Source organism: Phormidium tenue FACHB-1050, from assembly GCF_014696925.1.
Taxonomy (GTDB): domain Bacteria; phylum Cyanobacteriota; class Cyanobacteriia; order Pseudanabaenales; family Pseudanabaenaceae; genus Pseudanabaena.
The window spans coordinates 1-19,942 of the sequence record NZ_JACJQY010000013.1; the positions used below are offsets into that span (position 1 = coordinate 1).

The window sequence follows — 19,942 nt, forward strand, 5'->3', positions numbered from 1 at the left end:
GAAAATCTACCTATCATTTTTGATGAATATCTTCCTAAATGGAATTATAGAGCTATTCCTCAAAATAACTGAAATGCATAAGTTATTTATTTTTCATTCCTTACGGATATAGCGGTGATGCTTTTGAGGCTTTGACAGAGGTTGATCGGCAATCAATAAAACTAGGTATTGACAAGAAGATAATTTCTCTCTGTCGTACCTATATCAAGGCAGAATCGGGGATATGGTTGGCTCCATCGGTACTTTCTGATCTGCTATTCGAGGATGTACTACATTGATCTCCTAGAAATCACGACTCATAGTATTAGCGATCGCCATAATAGATTTGATCGCTATCTAAAGATAAAAGGCAAATGACAACTTAATTTACAACTGGGGCAAAAAAATAGGGTCAGAAAATTTTTAATCCTGTTAGACTAGACAAGGCGCGAAATTGTCTAGATCAGCAAAATCATACGCCAAACCTAACTCTTGAAAGACTTTCGGATAATTACCACTATGTTTTGGGCGGATAAATTTGCAGCAGATGCAAGCGGCGATCGCATTATAGTCAACGATTCCAAAACCCCCTCTGGGCGCGTTCATGTCGGCTCATTGCGCGGGGTAGTGATTCACGATGCCATCTATCGCGCCCTCAAACACGCAGGTAAACCCGTCACCTTTACCTACGGCGTTGACGACTATGACGCACTCGACACCGTACCCCATTATTTAGATCAAGCCAAATTTGCACCCTATTTAGGACAGCCCCTCTGCAATGTCCCCTCACCCGAAGCCTCGGCTACCGATTATGCCAAATACTTCATGGGCGAATTTCTAGAAGTATTCGAGCATTTAGGTGTACGTCCCCAAGTTTATTACCTACGCGACCTCTACCGTTCAGGCAAGATGAATCAATATATTGATATCTTCTTGAACAATGCTCACCTCGTCCGCGAAGCCTACAAAGAAGTCAGCAAAGCCGATCGCCCCTCCAATTGGTATCCTTTCCAAACCATTTGCGAGAACTGCGGCAAAATTGCAACTACCGTTGTCACTGATTACCAAGATGGCAAGGTGTTTTATACCTGTCAGCCTAACGCTATGGAATATGTCAAAGGCTGCGGTCACACAGGCTGGATATCACCCTTTGATGGCAATGGTAAGTTGCCTTGGAAAGTGGAATGGGTCGCCAAATGGGAAGTCGTCGGCGTATCGATTGAACTTGCTGGCAAAGACCATTCCCAAAAAGGTGGTTCTCGCGATGTGGCTAACTCCATTTATCGCAAGATTTTCAAAAAGAATCCACCCACCCATGCCCCCTATGAATTTATTTTGGTAAATGGAACCAAGATGAGTTCCTCTAAGGGTGTTGGCTCCAGTGCTAAGGAAATCGCCGATCTCTTACCACCTGAACTACTACGTTTCTTGATGTTGCGGACACAGCCTCGTAGCGTGATTAACTTCTCGCCGAATTACGAGACAATTACCCGTTTATTCCGTGACTATGACACTCTGATTGATAAATATCAGGCGGATACAGTCAAAGACGAAAAGGCGCTAGAGGATTTAGTTCCCTTAGTCTATTCGCAATTGAATACCGAGGAACAAGTTGCAGGTTATCAAGCCTTTGACTTCAGCACCCTGATTTCACTGCTACAAATCCCACACCTCGATCTCGAAGCCGAGATTGTTGCTAGAAGTGCGAATCCACTCAACGATCGCGACTGGGAAGTAGTGCGCGATCGCATCCGCGTCGGCAAAAAATGGCTACAAGACTATGCCGATGAAGAAGAGAAACTAGTTCTCTATCTAGACTCGATGCCTGAAAAAGCGAAAAACCTCACTGCCGAACAAGTAACTTATCTTGAAGCATTAGCGACTAATCTCGCTGATGATGTTAACTGGGAAGGTGAAGCATTACAAACGCTATTATTTAGCACTTCTAGACAAATTGAAGTCTCTCAAAAGAGTGCATTTGCCGCAGTTTATTACACCTTCTTAAATAAGGAGAAGGGACCAAAAGCTGGAAGCTTACTTTCTTATTTAGAGAAAGATTTTGTGATTCAGCGGATTAAAGAGGCGATCGCGTTAAATCTCACAACTAGTAATTCATAAAAAAAGCGGCGCAATGCGCCGCTTTTTTTATAGCTGTCGCCAAGTATAAAACCAAAGCACAAAATGGCTCCGCCATTTTGTGCTTTGGTTTATAAAGATGTTATGATAATGATTATCATTTTCTGTAATAAAGTATAAAAATGTCTCTGCCTAACTCTGCAAAATTGACCTCAAAGCTACTTACCAAAAAAAGCTTGAGACTTTCTTCAGCTTTTAGTGCGGCTCTGATAGCGATCGCGGCTAGTCTTGTTTCCTGCACTGTGGCTACTGATGCAAATAAACCCAGTCCTACAGCAACTACTCAAACCACTACCTCACCAGTTGCCAAAGCCGCAGAGCTACCTCTAGTTGTTGCAACCAACTCCGTAGCCTGTGATTTGGCTAGGCAAATTGCAGGGGAAACAATTAATCTCAAATGTTTAATCGAGGCAGGAACCGATCCCCATATTTATCAACCTATCCTGAAGATCGGAAAGCGATCGACTCCGCCAAGTTAGTTATTTATGGTGGTTATGACTTTGAGCCAAGCTTGATCAAACTCATCCAAGCAAGTTCCAATCCTGCCCCCAAAATAGCGGTTAATGAAGTTGCAGTGCCTAGCCCTATCATGACGGCAGATGGTCATAGTCACGGAGATGATCACGATCACGAAAAAGAAGACAAAGCAGGCGAGAAGGAAGCCGATCCTCATGTTTGGAATAATGCTCAGAACGGAATTAAGATTGCTCAGTCGATTAGTAAGAGCTTGATTGCACTACGTCCCGATCAAGCGGAAACCTATACCAAAAATACTGCCAAAATTGTGAGCGAACTAGAACAGATCGATATTTGGATTAAATCTCAAATTGCCACAATTCCTGAAGGTTCACGGAAGTTGATTACTACCCATGATGCTCTGGGTTACTATGCTCAAGCCTATGGACTTTCTGTTGAAGGTGCTTTGAATGGGCTTAGTACTGACGAGCAAACAACGCCAACTAGAGTTAAAGAACTAGTGAATGTGATCAAATCCAGTCAAGTCCCAACTATTTTTGCGGAAGTGTCGATCAATCCCAAATTGATTACCACCGTTGCTAGGGAAGCAAATGTCAAGGTTTCAGAACGGAAACTCTATGCTGATGGACTAGGTGCAAAGGGCAGTGAGGCTGAGACCTATGCAGGCATGTTGATCGCCAATACGCGCACGATTGTCGAAGGTTTAGGCGGCAAGTACACCCCCTTTCAATTAAAAACACCTTAAACATGGGTTTAACAGCGCTTTGCGCTATCAAACCAAAAAGAGAATGGCGGCGCGAAGCGCCGCCATTCTCTTTTTGCAGCAATTCTCATTATGAAACCGATTTTGGTGTTTCCAGCGCCTTCGGCGCTGGAAACACCAAAATCGGTTTTTGAAAGTCCGCCGTTGGCGGACTTTCAAAAACCGATTTTTATAATGAGAATAGCTGCTCTTTTTGGTTTGATATTGACGAACTCATTAAATCAAAGCTATAATAGTGAGTTCGGAATTCCAAAATTGTAAAGCTATGCCCCTCCCGATTGTTGCCGTTGTCGGTCGCCCCAATGTGGGCAAATCCACTCTCGTAAACCGCCTGTCGGGTGAACAATACGCGATCGTCTACGATGAACCGGGCGTAACCCGCGATCGCGTCTACCGTGATTGTTTCTGGGGCGCACATGAATTTCAAGTCGTGGACACAGGCGGCTTAGTATTCGACGATGAGACTGAATTTTTACCAATGATTCGCGAACAGGCGGAAATTGCCATTCGTGAATCGGCGGCGGTGATTTTTGTGGTCGATGGTATGGCAGGGATCACCGATGCTGATGAGCAATTGGGCGGCTGGTTACGACGACAAAATATCCCTGTATTACTAGCGGTTAACAAATGTGAAGGTTCTAAATATGGACTTTCATTAGCAGCAGAATTTTGGAATTTGGGCTTAGGTGAACCGATCCCGATGTCGGGAATTCATGGTAACGGTACGGGCGAATTGCTAGATGAGTTAATTAAGCATTTACCAGCACCCGAAGAAGTAGTTAAAGAAAGCGACGAAATCAAAGTAGCGATTATCGGTCGTCCGAATGTAGGTAAATCCAACTTATTGAATGCTTTCATCGGTGAAAATCGTAGTATTGTGAGTCCGATTTCTGGCACAACTCGTGATGCGATCGATATGTCCGTGGAGCGCGATGGCAAAAAGTATCGCCTGATCGATACTGCGGGTGTGCGTCGTAAAAAGAATATTGATTACGGCATTGAATTTTTTAGCATTAACCGTGCATTTAAGGCGATCGGACGTTCCGATGTCGTTTTACTAGTAATTGATGCCCTCGATGGTGTTACCGATCAAGATCAAAAATTGGCAGGTCGGATCAATGATGAGGGGAAAGCTTGCGTAATTGTGGTGAATAAATGGGATGCGATCGAAAAAGATTCCTACACAATTTACGATTACACTGCCGAAGTTAAGAGTCGTCTGATGTTTGTGGAATATGCGCCGATTATTTTTGTGAGTGCGCTTACAGGTCAGCGCGTCACCCAAATTCTCGATCGCATCGACATCGCCGCCGAGCAACACAAACGTCGCGTCCCTACCGCCATCTTAAATGAAGCGCTTAACGAAGCAGTCACATGGCACGCGCCCCCAACCAGTCGCGGCGGTAAACAGGGTAAAGTCTATTACTGCACCCAGATTTCCGATAGTCCACCAACGATCATCCTATTTGTTAACGATCCCCATCGTTTCAATGACAACTACAAGCGTTACATTGAAAATCAATTCCGTAAAACCCTCGGTTTTGAAGGCACACCTCTACGATTTATCTGGCGCGGCAAAAAAGATCGCGAAGTCGAAAAGTCAAAAAACTCAGCATTAAGGTAAACAAAAGGGACGCTTTGCGTCCCTTTTGTTTTCTTAAGCACTATGACGGTTGTATGAGCAAGTTGCCACGATTGAATATGGATTAGCTGATCACATCCAAGTCTCGGACTCCACCTATTTAATTTTGAAAAACAAATATAACTTTGCTGATCGTGGCAAGATTATGATTAAAGGTAAAGGAGAAATGCAAACTTACTTTTTAATTAATAACTGATGTTACGTGAAACACAGATAATGAATCTCTTACTGCAAGCATAGCAGGGCAACCACGGGGGGATTGCCCCTACCCCAAAATTTAAGGGTTATCGTAGGGGCTGTGCCCCCGTGCCAGCCCTAGACCTATGCTATAGCAGGAATTCCTTCCACGTAACATCAATTAATAAGATAACTAACTAAAAACTTGATTTTTAATTACTCAGCCTTCATGAAGGAAATGAGCCGCTCTCTCTCCCCAACAACGATGACAGCCATAGAAGAAACTAAATTTGAAGCTTATACCCTAGGAGCCGCAACCTTTGATTTAAGTGGGCTTCCGAAGGAGTACTACACTCTGGTAGATGGTAGTAAAAGCATCATTTGGGTACAACCAATTTTCCAAGCACTAGGACTAAAGTCATTGTTAGCGGCTTCTTTACCTGTAGAGAACTTTACCTATGCTGTAATTTATGGCAAGGAATATACGGCTGTGGTAATCAAGCAACAAGGCAATTATTTAGCTTTACTAATCGATCCCCATGTGGAACTACTGGATGATCAGTTTCTACAGTGGGCCTATTATTTTGATGCGACTTCTCTTAAAAATAATCCTAAGTTTCAAGTAATTTAAACTTTTGAGAGTTGATATTTGAGCATGATTGAGAAAAGATAAGGCTATTGTCCGAGGATGACCAAGAAAAATTATGAATTCTACCTATAAAGCATTTTGGTTAGAAGATGGCGATCTGGTGGTGATTGACCAGACACAGCTTCCCTTTTGTGTGGTGACTAAGACTTTAAAAACTAGCGCCGAAGCAACCCTCGCAATTCAGGACATGACTGTACGTGGTGCAGGGGTGATTGGTAATGTTGCAGCTTTCGGCGTGTACTTAGCAGCTAGGGAAAGTAAAGGTGATTTAGAAAAAATCAAAGCTCTCGCAGCCGTAGTTCGTCGCGCTCGTCCGACCGCCGTAAACTTGATGTGGGCGGTCGATCGCATGATTGCAGTATTAGAAAAATCGGCAAAACAAAAGCAAGACTTAGTAGAAATTGCGCTCAAAGAAGCGATTGCCATTGCCGATGAAGATGTGGTTGGTACACGCAATATTGGTAAATTTGGCTGTGAATTGATTGAGGCGATCGCCAAGAATAAACCCAAAGGCGAACCTGTCAATATCTTGACCCATTGCAATGCAGGATGGTTGGCGATCGTGGATCGCGGCAGTGCCTTAGCGCCTATCTATGAAGCCAGCGATCGGGGGATTAATATTCATGTGTGGGTTGATGAAACTCGTCCGCGCAATCAGGGCGCAAATCTAACCGCATGGGAACTCGGACAATCGAAGATTCCCCATACGCTAATTGCTGACAATACGGGGGGATTATTAATGCAGTATGGCAAGGTCGATCTTTGTATTGTGGGAACCGATCGCACTACCCGTAGCGGTGATGTGGCTAATAAAATTGGTACATATCTCAAAGCTCTAGCCGCTTTTGATAATCATGTTCCCTTCTATGTGGCTCTACCAAGTTCTACGTTTGATATGCAAATATCGGATGGAGTCAAAGAGATTGCGATCGAGACTCGTAGTGCTGATGAAGTTCTTTATATGCAAGGATTACAGGATAATGGCGATATTGGCAAAGTGAGAGTTGCTCCATTGGAAACTACAGCATTAAATTATGGATTTGATATTACGCCTGCAAGATTGGTAACTGGTTTGATTACGGAGAGAGGTATTTGTGAAGCTGCGGAAACGGCGATCGCTGGTATGTTTCTTGATCTGATTCCATAAGTTTGAGCTTCTTTGAATTTGTTCATAATGCTATAGCAATGTAAGTTTTGCTTAGGACATAAAACCCAAAAGAAGAGGGGCGGCGCGAAGCGCCGCCCCTCTTCTTTTGGGTTTTAATTTTTGTCCGAGCTATCTCTTACGTTGCTATAAGAGGCGGGGTATGGCGACAGCTATAAAAGCTAAAAATGGCGTTGCCATTTTTAGCTTTAGCATTACAGCAATTTAGCAATTAAACGATAACTAGTTAGCTTGAACTTTAGCTGCGATCGCTTTTGCAATCTCCCTTAAAGCCTTAGCCGAAGCAGACTCAGGATGACCTAACACAATTGGAACACCGCGATCGCCACCTTCACGCAGACCAATTTCTAATGGCACACAACCGAGTAAATCCACGTCTAACTCATCAGAGGTTTTTTTGCCGCCACCAGAGCCAAAAATGTCGTATTGGCGATCGGGCATGTCGGGCGGAATGAAATAACTCATATTCTCTACAATGCCCAAGACAGGAATGCCCATGTTTTGAAACATTTTTAAACCTTTGCGCGAGTCTAAGAGTGAAACAGTCTGTGGTGTCGTTACGATTACGGCTCCTGCGAGAGGTACTGACTGCGTGAGCGTCAACTGCGCGTCTCCCGTTCCGGGAGGCATATCCACAATTAAATAATCAAGTTCGCCCCAGTTTGCTTGATACAAAAACTGACGAATCACACCATTAAGCATGGGACCACGCCAAACCACAGGCTGATCCTTAGCAATCAAAAATGCCATCGAGATCATTTTCACGCCATAGTTAAAGGCTGGCTCTACCACATCTGCGCCATTTTCCGCCTTTACTACTTTGACTTGAGCCGCCTCCATGCCCAGCATTACAGGTACATTCGGCCCGTAGATATCTGCGTCGAGAATGCCGACCTTTGCGCCCATGTCTGCCAAAGCCACGGCGACATTCACCGCTACTGAGGTCTTACCCACACCGCCTTTGCCACTAGAAATCGCAAGCACATACTTCACGCCCTCAATGCCTTGCAAAGCGTTAGTCGGTGGTGCAGGTGTTGCCACAACGGGGCTATCGGCAATCACCTTAACCCAAACATCGGTGACAGAGGCGATCGCCTTAATTGCGTCTTTACATTCTTGGATTAAAGGATCGCGCTTGGGACTATTAGGATCGTTCAGCAACAACGTGAAACTGACCACCCCATTGGACTTAATGGCGATATCGCGCACCATATTTAGGTCGATAATGCTTTTTTGGCGATCGGGATCGACAATAGGATTTAATACGTTTTGGATCGCTTGCAAATCAGGTAAATCAGCCATAGATTTATAGAGTTCAAAATTAAAAAAATTTGCTTAATACTGCCAAGATTTCATTAAAGCCCAAATAAGAGCAAAAATAATCGATAAAGATTTATGCTTAGTAAGAAACTTCCCTTTATTACCAATTCACAAAACTGTCATGGCTTCGCCGTAAAATAAGAAACCAATTTTTGATGGTGTAGCACGAAGCTACACCATCAAAAATTGGGCGTTTTATTAAATTGCAGAAACCTGACAACAATTTTGTGAATTAAAAACCAAATCCAGTAAGGGTTTTAAAACACAAAATGGCTTAGCGTTTTGTGTTTTGGTATAAGACTTTATAGCTAATCATTATTCCTGCAATTCTCAAACTAGATATTTAAAGCCAAGAACAAATCAATGAGTAATCAAGTAAAAGTTATACAACCTTCAGGAAGATTGGATGTCACAACTGCGGCTGATTTTCGTCGCCAAGTTAATGATATTGCTTCAGTCCCAAAACCTCCCAAATATTTATTAGTTGATCTGCAAGAGATTACTTTTATGGATAGTTCTGGATTAGGTGCATTAGTCTCAGCTCTAAAGGCTATTCGTAACAGTGATGGGGATATGGTAATTTGTGGTGCTAACGATCAAGTTCAAATGCTATTTGAACTCACTAGCATGACCAAGATTTTTAAAATCTATCCAACCGTTGACGAATTTAATGCAACCTTAAATTAAATATATAGCAACGTAAAAGATAGCTAGGACAAATCAAAACCCAAAAGATGAGTGGCGGCGCTTCGCGCCGCCACTCATCTTTTGGGTTTTATGTCCTAATCAAAACTTACATTGCTATAGCAGCCGACACTTGTGTTAGGACGTAATCAAAACCCAATAGGAGAAAGGCGGCGCTGCGCGCCGCCTTTCTCCTATTGGGTAAGAAAGTAGGTAGGCGCTTTGCGCCCACCTACTTTCTTAAATGTGAAACTCGACTTCTAATAGAGATAAGTCATCTTCAAAAGGACGATTATTAGCTGCGGCTTTAACACAGGTTAATATATGCTCTATGCGTGAATGGCGATCGCTGGGAATCCTGATAAATGTATCAATCAAAGCATTAAATCCCCAAATACTGTCATTTTCTTGAGGAATCTCATAAACTCCATCACTAAATAGATACAACCTGCTACTAGTATCAATCTCACAAAATTGCTCTTGATAATCAATGTCAGGCATCATGCCAATTGGTAAACCAGCAGTTTTTAGTAACTTAATTTTAGGGATTTCTTCATTAGAAATTAGTACAGCAGGAGGGTGTCCACCACTTGCATAAACTAATGTGTGGGTGCGTTTATCATATACGCCATACCAGATCGTAAAGTACATTTCATTATGTACAGCCATCTGAAAAGTATTATTTAGGTCACTTAATACTTCACTAGGATTATAAAAATTAGTTGTGTCTTGGGATGTTCTACTGCGTCTTAAGCTACGAGTACGCATCAGATTTAAAACTGATACTGATAAAAGGGCGGAGCCGACCCCATGCCCTGAGACATCTAGTAAGTAAAGAGCTAGATGGTCATTGTCTAGCCAAAAATAGTCAAAGCTATCACCGCCAAGCTGTGTTGATGGCAAAAAACTAGACTGAATCGACACATCACCTTCGAGTGGTGTAGGCAAAAGCGATCGCACATATTGCGAAGCTTGAGCTAACTCTTGTTCAATTAATCGTTTTTGCCTTTGGATTTCTTCGGTAGCTTGATAAAGTCTTAGCCCTGCTCTTACCCTTGCGCGTAACTCGTTAATGCGGGGTGGCTTGCCTAAAAAGTCATCTGCACCCATATCTAAACCACGCACCAAGTCACCTTCTTGGTCACGGGCTGTTAGCAAAATCAGATAGATATTAGCTAAGTCAGGGTTGCTCTTTACCTGACGACATACCTCTAGACCATCGATGATCGGCATCATCCAATCACAAATGATTAAAGATGGATGCAGTTCCCTAGCCTTAGCTAAGCCCTCTTGTCCATCCTTAGCCACAATCACGTCATATCCTTGACTCTTGAGAAACCTCTGAAGAGTCATCCTGATCGTAGGATCATCATCAATGACGAGAATTTGCAGCATATTGTCCAAGCTTACAAAGATATTGGTTGCTATTCGTCGATGGTGAAAGATTTGGCAACCCTAGCGAACAAATCTTTGACTTTGTCCCAACGTTTTTCGGAGCTAGAAATACTAAGAGTATAGAGATTACCTCGATTCGTAGACACAGTTACAAGGTCATGGCGGGGTTCGCCTTGTAAGCGCTGAACGGCATATTCAAAAATGTAATAGTTGCGATCGCCTGATTCTTTCTGAGTCGCACTAAGTAACTTAGCCTGACGACCAGAACCTTCTGGGGCGACGACACGCTGCTGTAACCTTAGCCCAATCGCTTCAGGTTCACCGATCTCTTCAAGGGTTTTCACTGTTTCGAGCTTACTAATTGCAACCGACACGTTTTCTGAAGGCTCAATAATGTCGTGAAACAAAATATCGATCGCCGAATTACCTTTAGTTTCAGTCCAGCCATTGGGATATAAAAATCTATAGCCATCTTTACTATCTGCAAATGGCACAAGTCCACTGGTGGGTGTACTAGCACAACTGGTAAGAAACAGAGAAAAGACCACAAGTAAGATAGAAACAGCGCGTTTAAGCATGATTAAAGGGATTAAATAAAATAAATAGCAAAAATTTCAACAAAAAATATTGGAATATCTTATCAAGAATAGTCAGAGCCGCCTAATCACGGCTACTTTGCAAGACTTACCTATACCAGAATACAGTACCTTGCCTTCTAGTGAATCATTACCTAAAAAGATGAGATGTGGCACACAGCGCCACATCTCACCCAACATTTTCTGAGACTTTTTAAAATTGTGGTGAACCACAATTTTAAAAAGTCTCTTGGTTTGAATGACATCGCTTTGCGCTGTAATTACGCCGAGGCACTTAACTTATCAGCAATCAATTTATTGGTTGATTGGGGTTCGGCACGTCCTTGGGTTTTCTTCATTGTCTGTCCGACAAAGAAACCTAATAGCTTAGTTTTTCCAGCTTTGTATTGTTCTACTTCCTTGGGATTAGCAGCAATAATCTCATCGATGATTTTCTCCAATTCTGCACCAGCGAGGACAGTTAAGCCTTTAGATGCAACAAGATCTTTGACTGAGCCACCTTTGACAATCAGTTCAGGTAAGATATCCTTCGCAATTTTGCTGCTAATTGTACCGTCGGAAATTAGACCGATCATTTCGCCTAAAATCGCAGGATTAAGAGCAATATCGGCGATCTTGAGCTTGTTCTCATTGAGATAGGCGGTAATGTCGCCCATCACCCAGTTAAATACTTGCTTGGGTTCTGCACCTGTGAGGATCGTCGCATCAAAGAACTCGGCAATACTGCGATCGTCGGCAATCAGCGCTGCATCATAGGGAGTTAGTCCAAATTCATCACGATAGCGTTGACGATGAGATGCTGGTAGGGTGGGAAGCTCAGAACGATATTGAGCTAATGTCGTTAGGGGAACCTCGATCGCCATGAGATCTGGCTCAGGAAAATAGCGATAATCGCTGGCTCCTTCCTTAGAACGCATACTGATTGTGCGTTGAGAATTTTCTTCCCAAAGGCGAGTTTCTTGTTTAATGGTTTCATTACCAGTTTCAAGAGCTTCTATTTGACGATTAATTTCAAAATCGATCGCTCTTTGAATGGCATTAAAGGAGTTCATGTTTTTGATTTCTACCTTTGTGCCAAATTTCTCTTGACCGACTGGGCGCACGGAGATATTCACATCACAACGAAGGGAGCCTTCTTGCATGTTGCCATCGCAAACACCGAGATAGCGCATAATCCGCCGTAGTTCTTGAGCATAGGCGGCAGCTTCTGCACCCGATCGCATATCTGGTTCCGATACAATTTCGCACAAAGGTACACCTGTGCGGTTGTAGTCTACTAGGGAGTGACTGGAACCCGATAGGCGATCGCTACCACCATGCACCAATTTACCTGCATCCTCTTCCATATGTAGACGAGTAATACCGATGCGCTTAGTACTGCCATCTTCTAATTGAATTTCGAGCCAGCCATGCTCAGCGATCGGTAGATCGTATTGCGAAACTTGGTAGTTTTTAGGAAGGTCGGGATAAAAATATTGTTTGCGATCGAATTTACTGTGGGGCGCAATTTGACAATTTAGAGCTAGTCCAGCTTTGACAGCATATTCCAAAACTTTTTCGTTAAGAACGGGCAGTACCCCCGGCATTCCCAGACAGACAGGACAAACATTGGTATTGGGGGTGGAGCCAAACTGGGTTGAGCAGTTACAAAAGATTTTGGAGTTTGTGGTCAACTGACAGTGGGTTTCTAAACCAATGACGGCTTCGTATTGTGTCTTGGTTTTAGTCGGGGCGGTTGCAGTCATAACGTATGCGTTTAGGCGAAGTATTGGCAAAGATATTACTACAGCGCTTTGCGCTCAAATGAATCACAATGAAATCTTTAAAAGTGTTGCTTCGCAACGCTTTTAAAGATTTCATTGTTTTGGGTTTGAGCGCAAAGCGCTGTAGGTAGCAGATCTAGTATAAATCCTAGCACTATGGGATGAACGCCTTGAGCGACATCACCTCGCAAAACAGTAAATAATAAGAGTCACAAAAGCCACAAAAGCCCATACAAAAGTTAGCACTGTCGAGATCGTCACCCCAGATAGGAATAATGGATTGGTTAAAAGCATCGCTTGGGCTGTCAAAGCTAAAAGTTCTTGAGATTCACTCATCAGAGATTTGAACTCTCTTAACTGCTTGGCTAGTAGAAACCAATCTCGCAATCTTTTACCGATCGCAAATATAAAGCCGATACTTTTACCAACTGAGGTCACTTAGAACGCAGATGGCATATCCCTTGATACAGTATTTAGGCTGATTGGGCATACAAACTTTGTAGGGTAGGAATAAACGATGGGTAAGAAATAGCAGCCGACTCGGCGCGATTGATAGAGGTTTTACCTTTAGCAACCAAAGCCGCGATCGCTAGACTCATCGCCACTCGATGATCGTTATAGCTGTCAACTTCCGCCCCTACCAAAGATTTACCACCCACGATCGCCATACCATCGGGAAGTTCAGTCACATTCGCACCCATTTTTGTCATTTCTTTAACCATGGCAACAATGCGATCGCTTTCCTTGACACGCAACTCAGCAGCATCCTCGATTGTGGTAGTTCCTTCTGCACAACTAGCTGCGATCGCTAAAATCGGAATCTCATCAATTAGTCGTGGAATTACCGCACCACCGATCCGACAAGCCTTGAGATTAGCAGAGCGCACTCGTAAATCAGCCACAGGTTCACCCGTAACTTCACGTTGATTCTCATAGGTAATATCTGCACCCATCTCGGCAAGAATTTCGAGAATACCTGTACGGGTTGGATTAATGCCGACGTTCTCAATTAACAAATCTGAATTGGGAACGATAGATGCAGCCACTAACCAAAATGCGGCTGAACTGATATCCCCTGGTACAGTCACCTCCTGTCCAACTAGTTTTGCGCCGCCCTTAATGCCGACTGTATTTGTATCAAGATCAAGGCTCACTTTTGCGCCGAAAGCAGCCAACATTCTTTCACTGTGATCGCGAGATCTTTCTGGCTCTGTGATAATCGTTTCACCATCCGTCATTAATCCCGCTAGCATAATGCAGGACTTGACCTGTGCCGAAGCTACAGGTGATTGATAGTGAATTGCTTTAAGATTTTGTCCTGAAATTGCTAGCGGCGCTCTTGCTCCATTTTCCCGACCCCAGATATTTGCTCCCATTTGACGTAAAGGATTGACGACACGAGACATAGGGCGCGATCGCAAAGAGTGATCGCCTGTAACCGTAAAAAAGCGATCGGGGTGACTGGCAAGAATTCCTAGCATCAAGCGTAATGTCGTTCCCGAATTACCCGCATTTAAGACATCTAGCGGCTCCTTGAGATTACCCAGTCCGATTCCCTTGACTGTTACTAATTCCGAGTTAAGTTCCGAAATTTCCGCCCCCATCGCCGAGAAACAAGCTGCTGTACTACGAGGATCTTCGCCTAGCAATAAACCTCGAATCGTTGTCTCACCCTCTGCTAGTGAGCCAAGCATTAACGCTCGATGCGAAATCGACTTGTCGCCAGGGATCGTGATTATTCCTCGTAAACCTTGTGGCAATTGGCTTGCATCAATGTTGAGGAGATGATGAGTTTGAGTAGTGTCGAGGTCAATCATGTTAGAGTCAGTTAGCAATTAGTATTAGATTAAGACAAAATCACGGCAAATTTAGACTTATATCAACGTCACCACTAGCTTTTTATGAATCCCACTGAGCCAAATTCTGCTGATTTAGATGCGATCGCCACAGATATTATCCCTGACAGGGACACCCCGCCTCAACCACCGCAAACACTGGGAACGTTTCTGGATCGCCTCTATGGGACGCTATTTTTACCGCAGATGACCTTTGAGCAACTCCGAACCAATCCTAATTTTGTTCAAGGGGCGATCGTCATTGCTTTAGTAAATACTCTGGAAACCTTACGTCTTGAACAAGTTGTAAGCTATAGAATCATCTGGTCGGTAATTAGTGGGATTATTGGTTGGTTATTTTTCACTTTTCTCCTCAAACAGTTAGCTAATGTTTTTCAAAAAAACGTTGAGATGCGTGAGTTGCTGACCCTCACAGGTTTTGCGAGTTTACCTTGGCTATTTATGGCTCCTGCATTGAGTCTATCGCCACGATTTCGGGTTATTTCGGCGATCGCTGTGATGATTTGGTTTATCGTCTGGCAAGTATGGAGCGCATCCGTAGTGTTAGGAATCAAAATCTGGAAAACTTTAGCGATCGTCCCCTTAGCAATTTTTGGCGGTATGGTTGCCCTGATTTGGTTAGGCAATACTATAAAGTTGATATTAAGTATCAGTCTTTAGCAATCTTCTCCAAGCGAGTAATTGATGGTGTGCGACGAAGTCGCGCACCATCAATTACTCGCTTTATATAGTTTTAGTCAGTCTTGTTTGGATATAAAACCAGAAGACGAGTTGCGACGCTTCGCGTCGCAACTCGTCTTCTGGTTTAGTAATGGTGGCGCGAAGCGCCGCCATTACTGTTTTGGGTTTTATCGACCAAACCGTAGGGTGCTGAAACTCTCAACTTTCTTCCAAATGATTGGGAAGATTGCTATATTTAGATATACGCTTCTAGCTTTATTCAAGCAAAATTAAAAGTCAAAACCTTTACTGGGATTGTTTTTCATTTTGCCAATGAGTGCATACTCATTGGCAAAACGCTATAAAAGTTTGTGGAATGGGGATTAACGAAAAACGTCTAATTGAAAAATCTTAATTGGGAAAATTACATCCCCACCTAAAACTTACATGATTTCTGCTCAAGAACCACTAAATGAACTGGAAAGAGTAGCGGCTCTCCATCAGTGTAATATCCTAGATACTGAATCAGAGCAAGGCTTTGACGATATCACCCAATTGGCTGCTCATATTTGTCAAACCCCGATCGCCTTAGTAAGTTTATTAGACAAAGATCGGCAATGGTTTAAGTCAAAAGTAGGGATAGAGGAAACAGAAACACCAAGAAGAATAGCTTTTTGCGCTCATGCAATTCTTCAAGATGGGATTTTTATAGTTGCTGACACTCTTAAAGATGAGAGATTTGCGGATAATCCCTTAGTTATTAATACTCCAAATATTCGCTTTTATGCAGGCGTTCCCATTAAATCGGTGGAAGGTTATGCCCTAGGAACCTTATGTGTACTTGATTATCAACCTAGAGAACTCACTCAAGAACAACTTTCTGCACTAAAGTCACTAGGTAGTCAAACTGCATACATCATTGAGACTCGTCGTAGCTTAACTGAAGTCAATCGCTTAGCTGTCCCCACAAAAAATAAAGATACCCAAGAAAAAGGAAACTTTCTTAAGAAAATTGCCTTTTGGATGAGCCTAGCAGCAACAATGGTCATCAGTATGGGGGTGATTTCTTTCGTCAACTTGAGCAGCTTACGAGATATCAATAGCGCGATTCTGCAACAGCGCGAAACCTTAGAAAAAATTAATCAACCGCTTAATCGTTTACGTGAGCTAAAAGTTGCAATGATGAATTATCTACTATCTAATAACCCAGATAGTTTAAAAAAATATGAGCGCTTAGCTTTGGAGTTGGAGCAAGACTTACATTTTCTCAAAAAGCTATCCTTAAGTAATAGTAGTCATATGTATGATGATCAGCGAAAGAGCGATCGCTACACAAATACGCTGCTTCTGCTAGTCCAACACATTAGCAAAGAAATGAGTGACTCGCGCCAAATTGTGTTGCTCTATCAAACTGCTGGCATCAGCGCAACCCAGAAAAAAATAAGCGATCTCAATAATCAAAACTATCTAGATTTAGCCGAAGTTCAGTTAGAAGAACTGATCACTCTAGAGACAAACAACTTAATGCAGTGGTTACAGAAACGTCAAGCTTCTATCTTTAATGCTGTAGATCTTTCTTTAATTACACTTCTATTTACCCTAGTAGTACTAGCGATATTGTTTTATTTTGTAAGGCACGAAGTAAATAGCCGTCGCAAGTTAGCTAATAGCCTGAAACAAGAGCGTGATTTTACAGTTGCTGTATTGGATACGGCTGCTGCATTGGTAGTAGTACTAGATCCAGAAGGTAAAATCATCCGATTTAATCGCGAATGTGAACGGGTAACTGGTTATTATTACGAAGAAGTCCATAATCAAAACTTTTGGAAGATTTTTTTATTGCCTGAAGACGCTCCATCAGTTCGCAAAAATCTTGCCAAAGTAGTCACTCCTCCAAGCTCATCAACCTCTTATGAGAACTATTGGATCACTAAGAAGGGAGAACGTCGTTTAATTTCATGGTCAACCACATCTCTACTAAGTTCAGATGGCAAAATTGATTTTGTGATTGCTACTGGCTTGGATGTCACCGATCGCAAACAAGTCGAAGAAGAAGTCCGCTTGCAGAATTGGCGATCGTTGGTTTTCTCCCAAATCACTTTACGAATTCGCCAATCCCTAAATATAAATGAAATCTTAAGTACAACCGTTGATGAAGTTCGCAGATTTCTCAAAGCTGATCGAGTCTTGGCTTATCGCTTTGATGGAGAATGGGATGGTACAGTTGTGGTTGAGTCAGTGGAGCCACATTGGATTCCGTCATTGGGCTCAGATGTTAAAGATATCTGTTTCCGTCATAGGCTTTGGGAAAAATACCGCCAAGGTCGTAGAGTCATCAATGATGATATCCCTAATTCAGATATGCCAGATTGCTATAAGAAATTGATGGCTCAATTTCAAGTACAGGCCAACTTGGTAGTACCAATCCTCGAAAAGGAGAATTTGTGGGGACTGCTCATAGTGCATCAATGTAGCGCTACAAGGCATTGGCGCAGTTTTGAAGTTGACTTTTTAACGGAACTAGGAACCCAAGTAGGGATAGCGCTCTATCAAGCAACTCTCTTAGAACAAGAAACATTACGGCGTGAACAATTATTACAACAAAACTTAGCCTTAGAGGAAGCTCGTTATCAAGCTGAAATTGCCACAAAGCTGAAAAGCTCTTTCCTCGCCACCATGAGTCATGAAATCCGCACACCGATGAATGCAGTGCTAGGAATGACAGGTTTACTGGCGGATACTGAGCTTTCAACTCTACAGAAAGATTTTGTGGAAACAGTAAGAATCAGTGGCGAAAATCTGCTGACATTGATCAATGAGATTCTTGATTTTTCTAAGCTTGAAGCCAATGAAATGGAATTAGAAGAGATTAGTTTTGACCTTAACACCTGTGTGGAGGAAGTAACTGATCTGTTAGCGATGCTAGCTCAAGCCAAAGGTTTAGAACTGGCTTCACTAATTCATCAAAATGTACCGATTTATCTGCGTGGAGATGTTTCACGGGTTAGGCAGATATTAACAAATCTAGTCAGTAATGCCATTAAATTCACGTCAAAAGGGGAAGTTATCATCAAAGTCTTGCTCAAAGCAGAAACTGCATCCACGGCAACAATTGAATTTAGAGTGATCGATACAGGTATTGGCATATCGCCCACAGCCCAGAAAAAACTATTTCAGCCATTCACTCAAGTTGATGCTTCGACCACTCGTAAGTATGGTGGTACTGGGTTAGGTTTGGCGATTTGCAAGCAATTGATCGATCTGATGGGCGGTGAAATTGGCATCGATAGTGAAGAAGGAAGAGGTTCACAGTTTTGGTTCAGAATTTCCTTTGCGAAGCAATCTCCCGAAACGATCGCCGAGCGACCACCTCGCCGAGAAGTTAATCTCAAAGATATTCGCGTATTAGTAGTGGATGATAGTGCCACTAATTGCAAAATTCTCACCTATCAATTAACGGCTTGGCAGATGCGAGTGGATGCCGTGCAATCTGCATTTGATGCGATCGCGATTTTACGAGATGCAGTTGCTGAAGGCGATCGCTATCAGTTAGCAATTTTGGACATGCAAATGCCCGACATTAATGGCGAAATGTTAGGCGCACAAATTAAAGCTGACCCGACGTTGCAAGATATTAAATTAATTATGCTGACATCGCTAAATCAACAAGGTGGAATCATCCGTGTTAGAGAAATGGGGTTTGAATTTTATCTTGTCAAACCCGTCAAACAATCACGTTTACTAGATATTTTGATGGAAGTCGTCTCTACAGACACTAGTCGCAAAGCTCTGCCAATTCCTCCACTCATCGGGTTAGATGATATACCCAAAAAGATTTCCAAGCTTAGAATCTTGATTGCTGAGGATAGTCCGATCAACCAAAAGGTTGCTTTACATCAGTTAAGGAACTTTGGCTATGACGCAGATGTAGCAGGAAATGGAAAAGAAGTCCTCGATTTACTCAAGCATATCCACTATGACATTATTTTAATGGATTGCCAAATGCCAGAAATGGATGGCTATGAAGCTACGAAAGCTATTCGGCAACTAGATTCAGATAAGAATAAGATTGCAATCGTGGCGATGACCGCTAATGCCTTGAAAGAAGATCGCGATCGCTGCCTAGCTTGTGGGATGGATGACTATCTCAGCAAACCCATTCGCAAAGATGATCTTGCACAAAAACTAGGCGAATGGGAGAGAAAAATTAACACTCAGAATGCGATCGCCGTAGCTGTAATTTCAGAAGAGGTAATAAGAGCTGATAAAGATATTCATCCTAGTCTCCTAGAGCAAGATCTCCATATTTCCGAGTCACTACCATTAATTGACTGGAGTTATATTGATGACATTGTTGATGGTAGTGAAGAGTTTAAGGCTGAACTTCTCGAAACTTTTGTGGATTCTACGTCTGAGGGTTTGGCACAACTCGAAGTAGCGATCGCGTCCAATGACTATCATAAGATTTCCCAAGTCGCTCATTTTATCAAAGGTTCAGCTAGTAACTTAGGGATGATTTCAATTGCAGCGATCGCTACTGATTTAGAGCTAGTTGGACACAATCAACAAGAATCAGAAATGAAAGAGATACTGAAAAAAATGCAATCTCTATTAACACAAATTAAACATTTTCTCTAAATAGAGAACTTACGCAAAAGAACCCATAGTAAGGGCAATTCA

General features: G+C 42.7%; 17 protein-coding genes. 11 read left to right on the forward strand and 6 right to left on the reverse strand.

The features are described from left to right. Positions 1-498: 498 nt before the first annotated feature. From lysS to mtnA, 8 genes are all read left to right on the forward strand, one after another. Positions 499-2,097, forward strand: a complete 1,599-nt coding sequence (lysS, locus tag H6G05_RS10105) for a lysine--tRNA ligase (RefSeq protein WP_190578057.1) — start codon at positions 499-501, stop codon at positions 2,095-2,097. A gap of 140 nt (positions 2,098-2,237) precedes the next feature. Beyond that, positions 2,238-2,594, forward strand: coding sequence for a metal ABC transporter solute-binding protein, Zn/Mn family (locus tag H6G05_RS25995; protein ID WP_339383046.1), 357 nt, complete (start codon positions 2,238-2,240; stop codon positions 2,592-2,594). Then, a complete protein-coding gene (locus H6G05_RS10110) occupies positions 2,513-3,337 on the forward strand; it encodes a metal ABC transporter solute-binding protein, Zn/Mn family (RefSeq protein WP_339383047.1) in 825 nt (274 codons plus the stop codon). The genes H6G05_RS25995 and H6G05_RS10110 overlap by 82 nt, the downstream gene beginning before the upstream one ends. A gap of 90 nt (positions 3,338-3,427) precedes the next feature. Continuing rightward, entirely contained in the window at positions 3,428-3,616 is a 189-nt protein-coding gene (locus tag H6G05_RS10115; RefSeq protein WP_190578058.1) for a hypothetical protein, read from the forward strand. A 4-nt stretch (positions 3,617-3,620) separates the two neighbouring features. Beyond that, the gene (gene der / locus H6G05_RS10120) at positions 3,621-4,979 is read left to right on the forward strand and encodes a ribosome biogenesis GTPase Der (RefSeq protein WP_190578059.1); all 1,359 of its coding nucleotides are present in this window, start codon (positions 3,621-3,623) and stop codon (positions 4,977-4,979) included. A 49-nt stretch (positions 4,980-5,028) separates the two neighbouring features. Further along, positions 5,029-5,193, forward strand: coding sequence for an adenylate/guanylate cyclase domain-containing protein (locus tag H6G05_RS10125; protein WP_190578060.1), 165 nt, complete (start codon positions 5,029-5,031; stop codon positions 5,191-5,193). Between the two features lie 219 nt (positions 5,194-5,412). After that, positions 5,413-5,805 (forward strand): hypothetical protein, encoded by a 393-nt coding sequence (locus tag H6G05_RS10130; RefSeq protein WP_242025394.1) that lies wholly within the window; start codon positions 5,413-5,415, stop codon positions 5,803-5,805. A 73-nt stretch (positions 5,806-5,878) separates the two neighbouring features. Next, the gene (gene mtnA, locus H6G05_RS10135) at positions 5,879-6,970 is read left to right on the forward strand and encodes an S-methyl-5-thioribose-1-phosphate isomerase (RefSeq protein ID WP_190578062.1); all 1,092 of its coding nucleotides are present in this window, start codon (positions 5,879-5,881) and stop codon (positions 6,968-6,970) included. Between the two features lie 240 nt (positions 6,971-7,210). Here the strand turns inward: mtnA and H6G05_RS10140 are convergent, their stop codons facing one another. Then, positions 7,211-8,290, reverse strand: a complete 1,080-nt coding sequence (locus H6G05_RS10140; RefSeq protein WP_190578063.1) for an Mrp/NBP35 family ATP-binding protein — start codon at positions 8,288-8,290, stop codon at positions 7,211-7,213. Positions 8,291-8,671: 381 nt separating this feature from the next. Between H6G05_RS10140 and H6G05_RS10145 the strand changes: the two genes are divergently transcribed. Further along, complete coding sequence (locus tag H6G05_RS10145) at positions 8,672-8,995, forward strand: STAS domain-containing protein (protein WP_190578064.1); 324 nt, start codon at positions 8,672-8,674, stop codon at positions 8,993-8,995. A gap of 237 nt (positions 8,996-9,232) precedes the next feature. Here H6G05_RS10145 and H6G05_RS10150 read toward each other — a convergent pair whose 3' ends face one another. From H6G05_RS10150 to aroA, 5 genes are all read right to left on the reverse strand, one after another. Then, entirely contained in the window at positions 9,233-10,387 is a 1,155-nt protein-coding gene (locus H6G05_RS10150; RefSeq protein WP_190578065.1) for a PP2C family protein-serine/threonine phosphatase, read from the reverse strand. A 29-nt stretch (positions 10,388-10,416) separates the two neighbouring features. Next, positions 10,417-10,965, reverse strand: a complete 549-nt coding sequence (psbP, locus tag H6G05_RS10155) for a photosystem II reaction center PsbP (protein ID WP_190578066.1) — start codon at positions 10,963-10,965, stop codon at positions 10,417-10,419. Between the two features lie 278 nt (positions 10,966-11,243). After that, positions 11,244-12,728: an Asp-tRNA(Asn)/Glu-tRNA(Gln) amidotransferase subunit GatB gene (gene gatB / locus H6G05_RS10160; RefSeq protein WP_190578067.1), complete on the reverse strand. Its 1,485-nt coding sequence runs from the start codon at positions 12,726-12,728 to the stop codon at positions 11,244-11,246. A gap of 198 nt (positions 12,729-12,926) precedes the next feature. Then, positions 12,927-13,184, reverse strand: a complete 258-nt coding sequence (locus tag H6G05_RS10165) for a hypothetical protein (protein WP_190578068.1) — start codon at positions 13,182-13,184, stop codon at positions 12,927-12,929. A gap of 35 nt (positions 13,185-13,219) precedes the next feature. Beyond that, positions 13,220-14,563 carry a 3-phosphoshikimate 1-carboxyvinyltransferase gene (aroA, locus tag H6G05_RS10170; RefSeq protein WP_190578069.1) on the reverse strand — a complete coding sequence of 448 codons (1,344 nt, stop codon included), beginning with the start codon at positions 14,561-14,563 and terminating at the stop codon, positions 13,220-13,222. Positions 14,564-14,647: 84 nt separating this feature from the next. Here aroA and H6G05_RS10175 point away from each other — a divergent pair, with 84 nt between their 5' ends. Both H6G05_RS10175 and H6G05_RS10180 read left to right on the forward strand, forming a co-directional pair. Continuing rightward, positions 14,648-15,262 carry a Yip1 family protein gene (locus H6G05_RS10175; protein WP_190578070.1) on the forward strand — a complete coding sequence of 205 codons (615 nt, stop codon included), beginning with the start codon at positions 14,648-14,650 and terminating at the stop codon, positions 15,260-15,262. 447 nt (positions 15,263-15,709) lie between these two features. After that, a complete protein-coding gene (locus H6G05_RS10180) occupies positions 15,710-19,900 on the forward strand; it encodes a response regulator (protein ID WP_190578071.1) in 4,191 nt (1,396 codons plus the stop codon). The last annotated feature ends 42 nt before the right edge of the window (positions 19,901-19,942 follow it).